The organism is Planktotalea sp., assembly GCF_050633725.1.
In the GTDB taxonomy this organism is placed as follows: domain Bacteria; phylum Pseudomonadota; class Alphaproteobacteria; order Rhodobacterales; family Rhodobacteraceae; genus Planktotalea.
Map to the genome: position 1 here is coordinate 107,225 of NZ_JBOEHB010000003.1, position 14,509 is coordinate 121,733.

The following is a 14,509-nucleotide window of genomic DNA, read 5'->3' on the forward strand; positions in this document are numbered from 1 at the left end:
GGCGGTTAGCCCGCAGGTGGCGGGGGCGGGGGCAAGATTGTGAAGAGCTGCGCCAGTTCCATAACCTCATTGGCAGGTTTCCAGCCATCTTGCCCTGCGGTCCAGACAAGACTGTCGCGGGTCAAATCGCCTGAGCGCGCCATTCGGCCCATCTTTGCCTTAGAAAACGGACCAGTGGTTTCGCCGTTCTTGGCAATGTGCCAAACGTGCTCGACAGGAGGTGGGGGAGGCGTTGCCGCCACGGGCGCTGGCGATACGGCAGCAGGGCGCGCGCCCCAAGGACCTGCTTGAGCGGCCATGCCTTGCGCGATTTGCATGCCCAAACCTGCGCCCATACCCGCCTGGATTGCGGCCGCGCCGCCACCATCGCGCCCCAAGGCTTCGGCGGCTTGGAATTGCATGTATTCGTTGAGATCGCCAATCACGCCCATGCTGGAGCGTTTATCCAATACCTTTTCAACCGCAGCTGGCAGCGAGATGTTCTCGATGTATAGCTCAGGCAGTGAAAGACCATATTCAGCAAGCTGCGCTTCGATCTCTTTCGCAACGAGTTGTCCGAGGTCGCGTGTGTTCGCCGCCATATCAAGCACAGGAATGCCAGAGCGCGATACCGTGCGCGAAAACTCCTGCACGATGATATTACGGATTTGATAGCTGATTTCATCCATGGTGAATTCGCCATCTGTGCCGACAATCTCGGTCAAGAACCGCGCAGGGTCAGAGACTTTGACGCTGTACGTGCCAAAGGCGCGCAGGCGAACAGGGCCAAATTCAGGATCGCGCGCGATGATCGGGTTTTTGGTGCCCCATTTTAGATCGCTAAAGCGCGTGGTGTTGACGAAATAAATCTCGGATTTGAACGGGCTTTGAAACCCGTGATCCCAGTGGTTCAGGGTCGTCATGATGGGCATATTGTTGGTCTCAAGCATGTAAAGACCGGGGGTGAAGACATCCGCGAGCTGACCTTCGTGAATGAAAACAGCCGCTTGACCTTCGCGCACGGTAAGCTTGGCACCATACTTGATCTCGTGATCTTCGCGCTCGAACCGCCAAACCATCGTATCGCGTGTATCGTCCGTCCAATGAATGACGTCGATAAATTCGCCGGTTAGAAAATCGAAAATACCCATGGGATTAGTCCTTCATTAGATATGTGTGTCGTGTGGTGTTCATGAGCCCGCGCCCAAGCGCTCTGCCGCGATCTGGCGGATGATCGGGCGGGCCGCTTCGAGGGACATGCCTGTCTGCAAGCGTGGATCGTAGAGCATGCCGAGCAAATGCGCGTCGTGCGTGGTGAGCAGCGCGAATTCATCGTCATCATTAAAGATCGACGGGCGCGCGGCGGGGCTATCATTGGCAAGGCCAAGGCCCTGCGCGAGTTCTTCGTGGATGCATGATCGCATCATCAGATCAGGATGTTCTGAACGGATAAGCGCAACAGCTTGGGAGTAGCCATAAGCGTTGCTGCCGCCAGAAAACGCGACGACAAGACAATGTATCGAGCGCGGTAAGTTTGCAAAAATGCGCAGCGCAGAGGGATCAATACGTGGCACCAGTGCGCGAACGCGGCTCTGCACCAAGTCGCGATCATCTTCGCCCATGAACAGAACGTGGAAATTTGCGCTCGATGGGCTAACACCGATCGGATGAGCGGTTGAGCGAGACAAGCGCGCTGCATAGCTTGCCACATTGGCGCGCAGTCGTTGTTGTTGCGCGCTGCTGATGTTGGAGCCGAATTCGACATTAAACCGCACAGGCCCGTTCCAGCGTTTGAGCCGTCCAGCGCGTCCATTTCCGGCGCTCAGATCGCTGCCAGAGTATTCGTCGAAAAAGGCAATCCGCTCGAAGTTGCGAGCAAGCATCGTGTCCGTGTAGGGCGTGTCGGGGCCGCCACCATCGGTGCGCAGCAAACCTTGGACCAGAAGATCAGCCTGCACGCGGCGATAATAGGTTGCGAGTGCTAAGCTGGCCTCGGACTGAGGTTTCGCTGGCGCAGCTTGCATCACCGGTTTGGCTATCGGACGCGGCGAAGCCACAGGCCCACTCGGGGGGGGCGGCGCACTCACACAGCCTGCGAGCGCGACAGCGCCGAGCAAAGCCGAGATGTGATTTATGCGCCGCAATGCTCTCACTTAACCAGCTGCCGTTGCGATGTTGTCGCCTGTGCCGGTTGCCTTGGCTTTTGCCGCAGACAGGGTATCACGCAGATCGCTTTCCATCTTTTTCAGCTCTTCTTCAGCTGCGGCGCGCATGGCTTTGCCTTCGTCTGCGATAGCGAGGCTTTCCTCGATTGTGCCGATCAGATCCGCATTCGCCTGTTTGACGGCTTCGATATCAAACACGCCGCGCTCCATTTCGGTGCGGATCATTTTGTTGCTCTCGCGTAGGTTGGCTGCGTTGGAAGTCAGCAACTCGTTCGTTAGATCATTCGCAGCGCGCACAGCAACCGCCGCTTCGGCGGAGCGCTGAATAGTGACGGCTTGGGCCAGCTGGGTTTCCCAAAGCGGCACGGTGTTGACCAAGGTCGAGTTGATCTTTGTAACCAGCGATTTGTCGTTCTCCTGGACGAGACGGATTGATGGGAGCGATTGCATCGTTACTTGGCGTGTGAGTTTGAGATCATGAACGCGGCGCTCAAGATCATCGCGCGCGGCGCGAAGATCGCGCAATTCTTGCGCTTTCATCACTTGATCACCCTCAGGCGCGGCTTGCACTTCGGCTTCTTTCGCGGGAATATCCTCTGCGTCCAGCAAGCGGATTTTCTCTTCACCCGCCGCGATGTAGAGGGCAAGTTCATCATAGAACGCCAAAGTTTTGTCGTAGAGAATATCGAGCGATTTGATATCTTTCAAAAGCGTATGCTCGTGGCCAAGCAGGTCTTCTGTCACCTTGTCGATCTGGCCTTGGACGGTTTCGAACTTGGCGGTGAACTTTGCGAAAGGCGCTGCGCGACCGATCAGCTTTTCCCACCAGCTGCGCTTGCGGCGCACATCAAGCTCGGAAACAGAAAAGCCGCGAATTGTGGTGACGATATTGCGCAGGGAATCGCCAGCAGGGCCGACGTCTTTGTTGCGCACATCTGCCAGCATTGCTTGGCTAATCACCTGCAACTCGGCTTGCGCGCCTGAGCCGAAAGAAACGATGGAATTGGTATCATCCATGTTGATTTCGCCCATGCGCTTGGTGATTTCCGCGCTGACGGGGGCATCGGCTTCGGCCAGTGGCACAACCGCGTTTGCGTCGGTCGGTTCTGCAAGAACAACTGCGTTGACTTCTTCCACAAGGGAGAGCGTTTCTTGCGCTTTGGCTTGGATTGTAGAGGACATATTCGTTAACTCCGAGGTTAGAACGGGCAGGTCAAGACAGCTTGACGCCCTCGCGCTGCAAACGATCGCGCAGCACTTCAATTTCAACATTTAGATCGCTGCGATCATCCAGCAGCATTTTGCGAGTACGGGCGGAAAAGCCTTGCTCCAGATCATCCAGCAGCGCGGCGTAGTCGTTGCGCGCTTGCGCATCGCCTGTACGGGCGTAAATATCTGCAAACTTCACAGTCGCATCCTTAGCGCCGCGCAGATAAACGCCCATGTATTTGCGCGCAGCGGTCAGATCGCGGGGATCTTCTTCGACTGTGCGGAAAAGCTCGCGGGCGGTGCGTTGGAACTGCTCTACCCGCTTTTCCATACCGCGATCACCTGCACGCATAATCGCATCGGACATCGCGGTGAGGTGGTTTTCGCCTTCATCCACAACGCGGCTGACGCGATCCTGTTGGAACGTGTCGATGCCTTCCATACCTTTGTTTTTGAGCGGGTCGATCCCAAAGGCCGCCAGATGCAGGCCCGCGCCTGCAAGGCCGAAAATCACTGGGGACAAGATTTGAAAGCTGTCTGCATGCGCGATGACGGCGAGGGCCGCGCCTATTCCGGTGAGCACGGACGAGATTGTTTTGCGCGGCAGTGCGGGTCGGCGGGCAACTTTGCGTGCGTTATATTCGGCTTCGGCGCGCAGTCCCGCGCGCAAAAGCCAAGCCGCAAGCAGCATTGCGCCAGCGCCTACAAGCCCCAAAGCAAGCGGGATCGCGCCATCGGAAAAGGTTGTCGCAACCAACACAATTGCAGGCGTGAACAAAACGTTGGACCGCGCGCCTGCCGCATCGGGATTTGCGCCATCAAAGGAATTGCGCGCCGGTGCGTCATGAGATGTGTCAACGGTGCCATCCGGGCTATATTTGCCACCAAACTTCTGAGCCATGCTTAAAGCCCCCCAAGCCAGCCAGAGCTGACCCCGAAGAGCAGCACGATCAAAGCGATATACGCGAATTTTTGAAGACCTGTTCCGGTCATGGCATCCCCCGATGCGGCTTGTCTTTAGTTAACTATGTGCTCGCTTGCGCAGAAAAACCAGTGTGAAGCGGGGGAAATACAACCGCATTTCCCCCTTTTCGCGATTTTCCGCTTTAGTGACGCGAAGCTGTGCGGCGCTCGGCATTCAATTTGCGGCTATAGCCGGATTGAATGATCTCAACTGCGACCAGAACGAGAACCGAGAAGTAGAAGGTTGTTTTGGACATTGGGATCACTTCGTAGCCAAAGACTTTTAGTGCCAAAGACTCGTCATGCATTGCGTGCGCGGCCGCCTGACCCGCTTCGCCCAAGAGCACAACGCCAACGATCAGCAAGATGAAAAGGCCAAGCACTTCGTACATGCGGTTGGCTTCCAGGAAACGCGTCACACCATCGGCTAGAAAGAGCATGGCAAGGCCCGACAGGATGATCGCAAAGGCAAGGATCGGGAAGACATCTGTGATCGCGAGGGCCGAGAGTACGGAATCGAACGAGAAGATCAGGTTCATCGTGACGATCATCGCAATGACCTGCACCGCTGATTTGCCCTTTTTGCCCTGAAGGTCGGTATCAAGATGTTCGATCGACAGCATGTGGCCGATTTCTTTCACCGCTGTGTACATGATGAAGACACCGCCTAAGATGAAGACAAGCGTGGCAAAGTTCACGCCGCCCGTGATCACACCTTCCCAGTCGAGAATAAAGAAGGGCGCAGCCATCGCGTCTATCAATCGGATCATCGCGAACAGCAATACAACGCGCAGCGCAACGGCAATGATAATGCCCCAATAGCGCACCGATTTTTGCTGCGCGACAGGCGCGCGTTGGCTTTCGATTGAGATATAGAGAAGGTTGTCGAAACCAAGCACAGCCTGCAAAAAGCAGAGCATCAGCAGGTTTCCTAGATTTTCCAGTGTAAGTAGGTCAGCCACGTTTGTTTCCCCCGAGTTGATCTATTTCCGCCCCCTATATCGAAGAGGGCGGAAAATGGGAAAGGGGGAATTCCTGACCTTTAACGCCTGACTAGCGCTTGGGGGCAGGTTTGCCGCGGGGTTTTAAGGGCGCTTTGTTGCTTTTGCTGGCAAGGGTTTTGCCGCGCGGTTTAGGCTCGCGTCGCCCGGTTGCCCAGTCATCTTCCGTTTTGCGCAGCGCGCCTTTTGGCAAGGGCGGGCGCTTGCCCCGTGTAACAGAGGTTTTGCCGCGAGTGTCTGTTTTACGCTTGGCTGGAGCGCCGGGGGCTTCAAGCTCTTCGTCGCTTAGTCCCAACTGATCTTTGAGCGCGCGGCGCCTGAGTTCTTCTACTGCGCCGACTTTAAGATTACCAAGTTGGAAGGGGCCGTAACTTGTGCGGATCAAGCGGTTAACGCTTAAACCAATTGCCTCCATTGCGCGGCGAATCTCACGGTTCTTCCCTTCGCGAATTCCGACGGTCAGCCACGCATTTGCACCTTGCTGGCGATCAATGGTGATCAGCATCGGTTGGAACAATTCGCCTTGCAGGTTGAGGCCGCGGCGCAAAGGCTCAAAGGTTTCTTCTTGTGGGCGACCATTCACGCGAACACGATATTTGCGCATCCAGCCAGTCGCAGGTAATTCCAGTTTGCGTTTGAGCGCGCCGTCATTGGTGAGCAGGATCAAGCCTTCCGAATTCAAATCGAGGCGACCCACGCTCATCACGCGCGGCATGTTTTCGGGCAGATCATCATAGATGGTCTTGCGGCCCTTCTCATCACTGTCTGTCGTAACAAGGCCAAGCGGCTTGTGATAAAGCCACACGCGCGGCGGCTCTGGTGGGGTCATCGGCTTGCCGTCCACAGTTATGCGCGCGCGCGGTCCGACATTCAGCGCGGGGCTGTCGATCTTGACGCCATCAACAGTGATGCGCCCGGCTTCGATCATACGTTCGGCTTCGCGGCGCGAGGCAACGCCAGCACGGGCCAAGACTTTTGCGATACGATCGCCTTTGGGTGTTTCTGTGTTCATATGGATGCTTTAGGCTATAGAGGCGCGCAGCGAAAGGCGGATGGTCAGGGTTTATGCAATTCATATCCTTTATGGAGGACGCTTTGGCCGAGGCTCGGCTGGCGGCAGATGCAGGCGAAGTGCCTGTGGGGGCGGTCGTGGTCAAAGATGGGCAGATCATTGGGCGCGGGCGCAATGGGACGCGGGCAGGGTGTGATCCTTCTGCGCATGCGGAAATCTTAGCGATCCGAGACGCCTGCGCGGCGCTTGGCGTAGATCGGCTTGTCGGTTGCGATTTGTATGTAACGCTAGAACCCTGTGCGATGTGCGCAGGCGCTATTGCCCATGCGCGGATTGCACGGCTGTATTACGGGGCAAGGGATGCGAAATCTGGCGGGGTTAGTGTGGGTGCTCGGGTGTTTGAACGCACTCAAAGCCATCATGCCCCCGAAGTCTACGATGGAATTGGTGCGCAAGAAGCAGCAGCGCTGTTAACGTCGTTTTTCGAAGAAAAACGAGCCTAGTCAAATCTTCTGCGAAGATTTGATCCCGCTCAAAGCGGCTCTTCTGGGTGTTAGGTAAGCTACAGCAGGAGGAAAGCATATGCCGGCAGCAACCAACAAAGCTGATCTTCTTAAGGTCACGCAAAAGGAATTTGCAAAGCTTGAAGCATTAATGGACTCTGTTTCACCCGAATTAGCGATGCACAAAGAAGAAGACATTTCGATCAAAGATGTCATCGCACACCGCGCCCATTGGGTAGGCTTATTTCTTGGCTGGCATAGGGACGGGCAAGCTGGCAAGCAGGTCTATTTTCCGGCCAAAGGGTATAAATGGAATGATCTACCATCTTACAATGCGGCGCTGCGCGCTGAACAAAAGGACGTGGATTGGCAAGAGGCATGCGAGATGATTGCGAAAGCCCATAACGCACTCCTGAGCTTCATCGATGTTCACTCCGACGAAGCGCTTTATGGCGGGCCGATGAGAGGCGCGAACAACAAATGGACAACGGGTCGATGGGCCGAAGCTGCGGGCCCCTCTCATTATCGCTCTGCTGCCAAATACCTACGGTCTTTCAAGCGCGCGTGGGGATGAAGATTTTTCTGCGAAAAATCTCCTCGGCAAATTCTTCGCAGAAGAATTTACTATCTTGCCTGCGTTTTGATTTCAGGTCAGCGTGACGCGCATGAGAACACCATTGATAGACAACCTGCAGTACGCCAATTGGTCCGAAGCCATCTTTCGCCAGATGCGAGAGGGGGGCGTTGACGCTGTTCATGTGACCATTGCTTATCATGAAAGCTTTCGTGAAATGGTTTTGAACCTGGAGGCTTTCAACCGATGGTTTGAACGTTTCCCTGAATTGATTTTCAAAGGCACAACCGCCGCAGATGTGCGCTTAGCCCAAGAAACAGGACGCACAGCAATCTTTTTTGGGTTCCAAAACCCGAGTCCGATCGAGGATGATATTGGCCTTGTTGAAATTTGTCATCAACTGGGCATTCGTTTCATGCAGCTTACGTATAACAACCAGTCCCTTCTCGCGACGGGGTGCTATGAAGAAGATGACACTGGCCTAACCCGGATGGGCAAGCAAGTCGTGGCGGAAATGAACCGCGTGGGATTGGTCGTGGATATGTCCCATTCTGCGGATCGTTCAACCTTGGAAGCGATTGACCACTCTTCGAGGCCAATTGCTATCACCCATGCCAATCCACATTGGTGGCACCCTGCGCTGCGCAACAAATCTGATGAGGTCTTGCGCGCCTTAACACAGAGGGGGGGCATGCTCGGGTTTTCGGTTTATCCGCATCATTTGAAAGACGGACCAAATTGCACGCTCAATAGCTTTTGCGAGATGATCGCCGAAGCTGCGTCGCGTTATGGAGCAGAGAACCTGGGAATCGGAACGGACCTTTGCCAAGATCAACCCGATAGCATCGTCGAATGGATGCGCGTTGGGCGATGGAGCAAGGTCATTGATTACGGTGAAGGCAGCGCCAGCGATGCCGGGTTTCCGCCAATGCCAAGCTGGTTTAACGACAATCGTGATTTTGGAAACATCCTAGCTGGTTTGAGAACTGCTGGCTTCAGCCAAGCTGAAGCCGAGGGGATAATGGGTGGCAACTGGCTTAAGTTTTACGAAACGTCGTTTGGCCCAGCGAAATGAACGTCGCCGATCTAAATGCCCCGGCGCAATCGCCGATGCGCCCGCCAAGCACAGTCATGCGGTTGCGCCGCATGGGCGCGATGTTCCCGACGCGTCTGTCGTTCTTACGCCGTTTGATGCGTGATCTCGCGCAAGACAGCGCCCATGTCGAACGCCGCGTTTGGCAAATGAATGAAGGTGGTTTTGGTCACGCTGTCTACGCGCTCGAACTTGGGGGGCATTCGTATTCGCTTGTTGCGGTGTCCACTGATTTGCCACCCGAAATGCGCACGGATCGGGTGATCGCGACGGCTTGGGATACGGCTTATGTGCTGTATGATGGTATTCCAAATGCGGCTGAAATTGCACGTATCGTTGCGGCCGCGCCCAAACAAGAAGCCGCAAGGTTTACCGCGCGCGATCTTGTTCTGAGCCGCGCCAACAAATCTGTGCGTCTCTTTCAGCACGTTACCGATGCGCTAAAAAACGGCGCGCAACCAGATGAAAAAATGGTGCGCGATATTGGCTATTTGATGCGTACAACGGCTGTCTATGGCAACGGCAAGTTTGGCATTGCTGATCGCGGCCATATTGCCGCGCGCCCGTGTTTGGGCGGCCCATTCGCAGCCGAAATGTTGACGGTTTGGCTCATCCGCGGTTTCACCCATGATCTTGTTGAGCATGTTGGCGGTGCGAAGCTTGACCGGCGTCTAAAGCGGCATTTGGGGATCGGTAATTCAACGGGGCTTGGCATGGCTCCGTTTTTAGTAAGTCACCCACGTTTGTTAGACCGGTGGATGCAAACACGCGAAGCAGCTTTGGCGCGCGTCGCAGGAGTGCCCGATTTAGACGCGCGCGCGCAGGCGAGAGTGCTTGAGTTGGCAAAGCGTGTTGCGCGTCATTTAGATGAGTGGGATGTGCCTGACGAAATTGCCGCGCGCAGGATTGCGCAGGTTCGTAAAGACTGGCCAGAGGTCCAGAGTCTGCTGCAGGCCCAACTCGCAGGCCAAAACCCTATAGCGCGTATTTTGGAAGCGGCAGAGCGCTGGTTTGAAGATACACAAGAGTTGCTCATTGCGCTATTGTTAGAGCCCTTTGGCCCATTGATTGATCAACTCTGTGACGAGATGGCGAGCGCTCATGAGGCGGATTTTGATCCAGCAATGAGCGTCACAGAGTTGCGTGCGTTGATTGTTCGAGATTGGCAATGGGCCCTGGATATTGATTTTGACGGGCAGATTGAAACGGCGCAGTTCTGGTATGTATCAGAGGCCAAGCAAGAGCCGCGCCTAGGGATGCGGCACGACGAAGAGGGCGCTGACCTTGAAAGTCCGCTCGATATCGCACGGCAGGTTTCCGCGCTTTATGCGGCGTGCTTGGATCAGACAGGAAGCGTTGCGGAGTTTTTGTTGCGTGCTCCAGATACGCGTTTCGCGGTGCGCCGCGTTCAAACGCTCGCTCTCGCACCATATGGTGAAATCCGCGACAATCTCATTGGGGAGGGCTGCTTGCCGATTGATATGTTGCGGTGCAAATTGTCGTTCTTTGGGGCGGCCAAGTTTGACCCTAAATCAGATCGCTGGACGCGGATCACCCTGTGCCAAGGCGCGCCTTTGTTTGATGAGTTGGACAATGCCGACGATTGGTGGCTGCCATGTTTTGGAGACTAGAGGATGCGATCGTCTAACGAAATTTCGGGCATGGTTTTGAAGGCTGCACGCGGCGCGGGCATGACGCTCGGCTGCGCTGAGGAATTTGCGCGCGCGGCTCCGTATTTGGCCTCACTCGGAAAACTTGAAGTAGCGCTCGATTTGTTGAATGAGCCTTTTGAGATGCCTGCGTTTCAAGAGGGTCTCTTGTCGGGCGGCCATCCTGTTTTGGCGGTGATTTGTCTGTCGGATTTGCAAGCTGCTGGTCTTGATGTTCGTTTGGAGGCGAAAATCAGCGCGACTTTGTGTGATGCTCTATCGCAGCGGTCGGTGCCTGTTGGGCCGTTTGAGGTCGATCCAGAGGTTTGGGACGGATTGGCTCTTCTTGCAGCGCGCATCCTTGTGCCCGAAACCGAGCAATCGCGATTGGCAGGCGCTGGCGCTGGGCTAAGCGATAACGATTGAAGGCAATGTTGGCTGGGGCGCTGCCCCGTCGATCAAAGATCGACTCCCCGAGATATTTTTTGACCAAAGAAGTTTATTGATGTGGCTCTGCAAAGACGTCCGATGGGTAGGTCACATGCGCGAGGTAGAGGCCATGCGGCGGGCTGACCGTGCCGCAGGCCGCGCGGGATTTGGCCTCTAGTGCGGTTTTGACATCATCGGGATGCCACGCGCCCGATCCAACGCATTCAAGCGTGCCGACAAAGCTGCGCACTTGATTGTGCAGGAACGAGCGCGCGCGCACGGTGAAGCGTACTTCTGGGCCAGACGGTCCTTCAATTTGGCGGATGCTTAGCTCATCGAGGGTTTTGAGCGGGCTTTGAGCTTGGCAAATGGACGAACGGAATGTTGTGAAATCATGATGGCCAACAAGATGGCGCGCGCCAGCTTGCATGGCTTTGACATCCAACGTGCGAGAGACTTGCCAAACCAACCCGTCATCATGGGTCGCAGGAGCGCGGCGCATGAGCAAACGGAATTCATAGCGGCGCTCTGTCGCCGAAAAACGCGCGTGCCAATCATCGCTCACACGCGCGCAGGCGGTAATTGCGATGGGATCAGGCTTGAGGTGGTAATTCAGCGCACCGGATAGTTTGAAAGGGTCCCAATCGCGTGACAGATCGCAATGCGCGACTTGCCCCCATGCATGAACACCTGCGTCGGTGCGCCCTGCGGCGGCAATCGTGTGCGGGCCCGGTTCCAGTTTCGATAGCGCCGCTTCGATCTGGCCTTGCACCGAGACGTGCTCTTTCTGGCGCTGCCACCCGACAAAGGGGGCACCATGGTATTCAACTTTTAGGGCATATCTTGGCATGGCGCTGCTCTTAGCTTGATAGGGGGCGCGCGGCAATGCTTTTCCCCTCTGGTAACGCAAGAGCGGCATGCCTATCCTTGAGAGCATTGAATGACGGACGAAGGCGGCCAAAGTGGTTATTTCTACCCTAGCAGACGGGATTGTGCGCACGATTGAGGGCGCACGCGATACAGTGAACGAAACCCTGTTCGAGCCAGTGATCCGATTGGGCGTTACGGGATTGGCCCGTTCGGGCAAAACCGTGTTTATAACGTCGCTTGTTGCGAACCTGCTTGATCGCGGGCGCATGCCCCAGCTTTTGGCCGCATCAGAAGGACGCATCACAGCTGCCTATCTGCAACCTCAACCTGATGATACGGTTCCCAGATTTGACTATGAAACCCACCTTGGCGCCTTAACCGCGCGGGAGCCCCATTGGCCCGATAGCACACGCGCGATTTCCGAATTGAGAGTGTCTTTGCAGGTTCAACCAAATGGCTTGCTTGGCGGTTTGCAGGGTCCGCGCACTGTGCATTTGGATATTGTGGACTACCCCGGTGAATGGCTGCTTGATTTGGCGTTGCTCGACAAAAGCTATGACGAATGGTCAAGCGAGGTTCTGAAAAGGATTGAAAACCGCAAGGAAGCGCAAGCCTATCGTGAGTTGATCGGCGAAATAGACGCGAGCGCGAAATTGGAAGAGCCGCAGGCGCAGGCTCTAGCGGCCAGCTTTACAAATTATCTACATGAGGCGCGCTCAGCGGGGTATTACGATTGCACGCCGGGACGGTTCATTCTGCCCGGTGACTTGGCGGGCAGCCCCGTGATTACCTTTGCCCCAATTCCCCATGCTCATGGCGCGCCACGTCGCTCGCTTGGGCGGGAAATGGCGCGACGATACGAAGCCTACAAAGCGCGGGTCGTGAAGCCGTTTTTTCGCGATCATTTTTCGCGCATTGATCGTCAGGTGGTCTTGGTGGATGCGCTGGGCGCTATTCACAACGGCCCGCGCTCGGTTGAGGATTTGCGTGCAGCAATGAGCGACATTCTGAGCGCGTTTCGCCCCGGTACAAATGCGTTTCTAAGCAAACTGTTACTTGGAAAGCGGGTCGAGCGTATTTTGTTTGCGGCGAGCAAAGCGGATCACCTCCATCATACCCAGCATCCAGAGTTAACCGCCATTATGGAAGCGCTCACGCGAGAAGCGCGTGACAAAGCCAAATTTGCGGGTGCCAAAACCAATTCAATGTCCCTCGCGGCGTTGCGCGCAACGACAGAAGAAACCATCGAGCATGATGGGGCTTCGCTCAATTGTGTGCGCGGCACGCTTTTGGACAACGGCAAACAGGCCGCGTTCTATCCCGGCCAGCTACCAAAAGATCCCTCGCATTTGCTGGGGCCTGCGCGCAATGGGGCAGAGGCTTGGTTGGATCAGGACTATCAGATCATGCGATTTGCGCCTGCGCCACTTACGCTCAAGGTGGGTTCTGGCCCGCCGCACATAAGGCTCGATAAAGCGGCGCAATTCCTGATCGGGGACAAGCTGTGAGCGGCGTATTGAGAGCGGCGCGCAGCACGGATTCTGGCAAACTGGGCGAAATGCTCTCGCAAGCTGTTTTGGCCAATGCTTGGAAGCCCCAGATTCATTCGGGCGCACAGGACATAGCGCATATGGGCGATTTGATAGATCGCGGCTGGGTGCGGGTTTGCGAGGTTTTGGGCGAGGTCGTTGGCTTCATCGCGCGAAGTGACGCGATGGTTCAATCGCTCTACGTGCGCAAGGATGCACAGGGGCAGGGGATCGGAACGCAGCTCTTGGAGGACGCAAAACAGCGCGTTGATCATTTAGAGCTGTGGACGTTTCAAGCCAACACAGGCGCGCAGCGGTTTTACCAGCGTCATGGCTTTAGCGAAGCCGAACGCACAGATGGAACTGGAAATGAAGAAGGCCTGCCAGATATTCGATTTGTCTGGAAGTCGCCCAAAAAGGAGAATGCGCATGGCTAAAGGTCCTGTCTTAATTGATCTTGAGGATGCACCTGCGCCAGAGATTGGCCCAGAGGCGGCCCAACCTGTGCCAGAGTTAGAGGCCCCCGCGCCCAAGGGGCAAGCGATGCAAACGATCGCGACGCTTGCGGCGCGCAGGCCTTCGCGTCTGGTTAAGTGGTTCTGGGGTTTGCTGCTGTCTCTGATGGGTTTTGCGATTTCGCTCGCGGCTTGGGATTTTGCCAACGGATTGATCGCTCGGGTGCCGCTGCTGGGTTATGCGGTCACGGTTTTGATGGTGGCCTTTGTCGCGGTCCTTCTGGTGATGGCTTTGCGTGAATTGGCAGCGTTTTCGCGGCTAAAGCGCATGGATGTAATGCATCGTGCAGGTGAGGCTGCCCGTGCCAGTGGTGATTTGAGAGACGCGCAAGCACTCGTTGATCAGATCAAAAGGCTTTATAAAGGGCGCGAAGATACCCGCTGGGGCCGAGAAGCATTGGCCGAAAACAGCGATGGCATTGTTGATGGTGATACGCTTTTGGATTTGGCCGAGCGCGATGTTCTTGGCCCGCTCGATACCGCCGCACTCCGCGAGATCGAGGCCGCGACCCGTCAGGTGGCGATGGTCACTGCGCTTGTGCCTTTGGCCTTGGCGGACGTTGCGACGGCCCTGACGTCGAATCTGCGGATGATCCGCCGTATTGCTGAGATTTATGGCGGTCGCTCTGGCACCTTGGGCAATTGGCGCCTCACGCGCGCGGTGATGACCCATTTGGTTGCGACAGGCGCAGTCGCGATTGGTGATGACTTCCTGTCCTCGGTTGCGGGCGGCGGCGTGCTTGGCAAAGTCTCGCGGCGCTTTGGAGAAGGCGTGGTCAACGGCGCTTTGACCGCGCGCGTTGGCGTGGCCGCGATGGAGGTCTGCCGACCCTTACCGTTCACTGCGCTCAAACGTCCATCGGTGACAGGTTTGGTGCGCCGTGCCCTCACTGGGTTGTTCGCGAAAGAGGGATAGGCGTCGATAGAACACCCTCTGGACCCCAAGAGCGCGCGCGCCTATAAGCTCCTTCAACATGGCACGGATATTCGCGATCATTATTCGAATTATCAGCCCGGC

The 14,509-nt window shown here is 56.0% G+C and carries 15 protein-coding genes; 8 read left to right on the plus strand and 7 right to left on the minus strand.

Features of this window, described 5'->3' with window-relative positions:
• Positions 1–5: 5 nt before the first annotated feature.
• The 6 genes from ACRBCU_RS04115 to ACRBCU_RS04140 form a co-directional block, all read right to left on the minus strand.
• Positions 6–1,130, minus strand: coding sequence for an SPFH domain-containing protein (locus ACRBCU_RS04115; RefSeq protein WP_431364098.1), 1,125 nt, complete (start codon positions 1,128–1,130; stop codon positions 6–8).
• Positions 1,131–1,169: 39 nt separating this feature from the next.
• Positions 1,170–2,132 (minus strand): DUF2927 domain-containing protein, encoded by a 963-nt coding sequence (locus ACRBCU_RS04120; RefSeq protein ID WP_431364099.1) that lies wholly within the window; start codon positions 2,130–2,132, stop codon positions 1,170–1,172.
• Positions 2,133–3,326, minus strand: coding sequence for a toxic anion resistance protein (locus ACRBCU_RS04125; RefSeq protein ID WP_431364100.1), 1,194 nt, complete (start codon positions 3,324–3,326; stop codon positions 2,133–2,135).
• Between the two features lie 31 nt (positions 3,327–3,357).
• Positions 3,358–4,254: a 5-bromo-4-chloroindolyl phosphate hydrolysis family protein gene (locus ACRBCU_RS04130; RefSeq protein ID WP_431364101.1), complete on the minus strand. Its 897-nt coding sequence runs from the start codon at positions 4,252–4,254 to the stop codon at positions 3,358–3,360.
• A gap of 205 nt (positions 4,255–4,459) precedes the next feature.
• Positions 4,460–5,278 carry a TerC family protein gene (locus tag ACRBCU_RS04135; RefSeq protein WP_431364102.1) on the minus strand — a complete coding sequence of 273 codons (819 nt, stop codon included), beginning with the start codon at positions 5,276–5,278 and terminating at the stop codon, positions 4,460–4,462.
• Positions 5,279–5,369: 91 nt separating this feature from the next.
• On the minus strand, positions 5,370–6,329 hold the full coding sequence (locus ACRBCU_RS04140) for a pseudouridine synthase (protein WP_431364103.1): 960 nt from the start codon (positions 6,327–6,329) through the stop codon (positions 5,370–5,372).
• 53 nt (positions 6,330–6,382) lie between these two features.
• Here ACRBCU_RS04140 and ACRBCU_RS04145 point away from each other — a divergent pair, with 53 nt between their 5' ends.
• The 5 genes from ACRBCU_RS04145 to ACRBCU_RS04165 all read left to right on the plus strand — a co-directional run bounded on the left by ACRBCU_RS04145 (position 6,383) and on the right by ACRBCU_RS04165 (position 10,574).
• Positions 6,383–6,832 (plus strand): nucleoside deaminase, encoded by a 450-nt coding sequence (locus tag ACRBCU_RS04145; RefSeq protein WP_431364104.1) that lies wholly within the window; start codon positions 6,383–6,385, stop codon positions 6,830–6,832.
• Positions 6,833–6,911: 79 nt separating this feature from the next.
• On the plus strand, positions 6,912–7,406 hold the full coding sequence (locus ACRBCU_RS04150; RefSeq protein WP_431364105.1) for a ClbS/DfsB family four-helix bundle protein: 495 nt from the start codon (positions 6,912–6,914) through the stop codon (positions 7,404–7,406).
• 91 nt (positions 7,407–7,497) lie between these two features.
• On the plus strand, positions 7,498–8,481 hold the full coding sequence (locus tag ACRBCU_RS04155; protein WP_431364106.1) for a membrane dipeptidase: 984 nt from the start codon (positions 7,498–7,500) through the stop codon (positions 8,479–8,481).
• Positions 8,478–10,130 (plus strand): hypothetical protein, encoded by a 1,653-nt coding sequence (locus ACRBCU_RS04160; RefSeq protein WP_431364107.1) that lies wholly within the window; start codon positions 8,478–8,480, stop codon positions 10,128–10,130. Before ACRBCU_RS04155 ends, ACRBCU_RS04160 begins: the two co-directional genes overlap by 4 nt.
• A gap of 3 nt (positions 10,131–10,133) precedes the next feature.
• Positions 10,134–10,574 (plus strand): DUF3726 domain-containing protein, encoded by a 441-nt coding sequence (locus tag ACRBCU_RS04165; RefSeq protein WP_431364108.1) that lies wholly within the window; start codon positions 10,134–10,136, stop codon positions 10,572–10,574.
• A gap of 73 nt (positions 10,575–10,647) precedes the next feature.
• Here ACRBCU_RS04165 and truA read toward each other — a convergent pair whose 3' ends face one another.
• Positions 10,648–11,427: a tRNA pseudouridine(38-40) synthase TruA gene (truA, locus tag ACRBCU_RS04170; RefSeq protein WP_431364109.1), complete on the minus strand. Its 780-nt coding sequence runs from the start codon at positions 11,425–11,427 to the stop codon at positions 10,648–10,650.
• Positions 11,428–11,539: 112 nt separating this feature from the next.
• Here truA and ACRBCU_RS04175 point away from each other — a divergent pair, with 112 nt between their 5' ends.
• From ACRBCU_RS04175 to ACRBCU_RS04185, 3 genes are read left to right on the plus strand one after another with little or no spacing between them, the layout of a single operon-like run.
• Positions 11,540–12,955: a YcjX family protein gene (locus ACRBCU_RS04175; RefSeq protein WP_431364110.1), complete on the plus strand. Its 1,416-nt coding sequence runs from the start codon at positions 11,540–11,542 to the stop codon at positions 12,953–12,955.
• Complete coding sequence (locus ACRBCU_RS04180; RefSeq protein ID WP_431364111.1) at positions 12,952–13,413, plus strand: N-acetyltransferase family protein; 462 nt, start codon at positions 12,952–12,954, stop codon at positions 13,411–13,413. Before ACRBCU_RS04175 ends, ACRBCU_RS04180 begins: the two co-directional genes overlap by 4 nt.
• Positions 13,406–14,407, plus strand: coding sequence for a YcjF family protein (locus ACRBCU_RS04185; RefSeq protein ID WP_431364112.1), 1,002 nt, complete (start codon positions 13,406–13,408; stop codon positions 14,405–14,407). Before ACRBCU_RS04180 ends, ACRBCU_RS04185 begins: the two co-directional genes overlap by 8 nt.
• Positions 14,408–14,509: the final 102 nt, after the last annotated feature.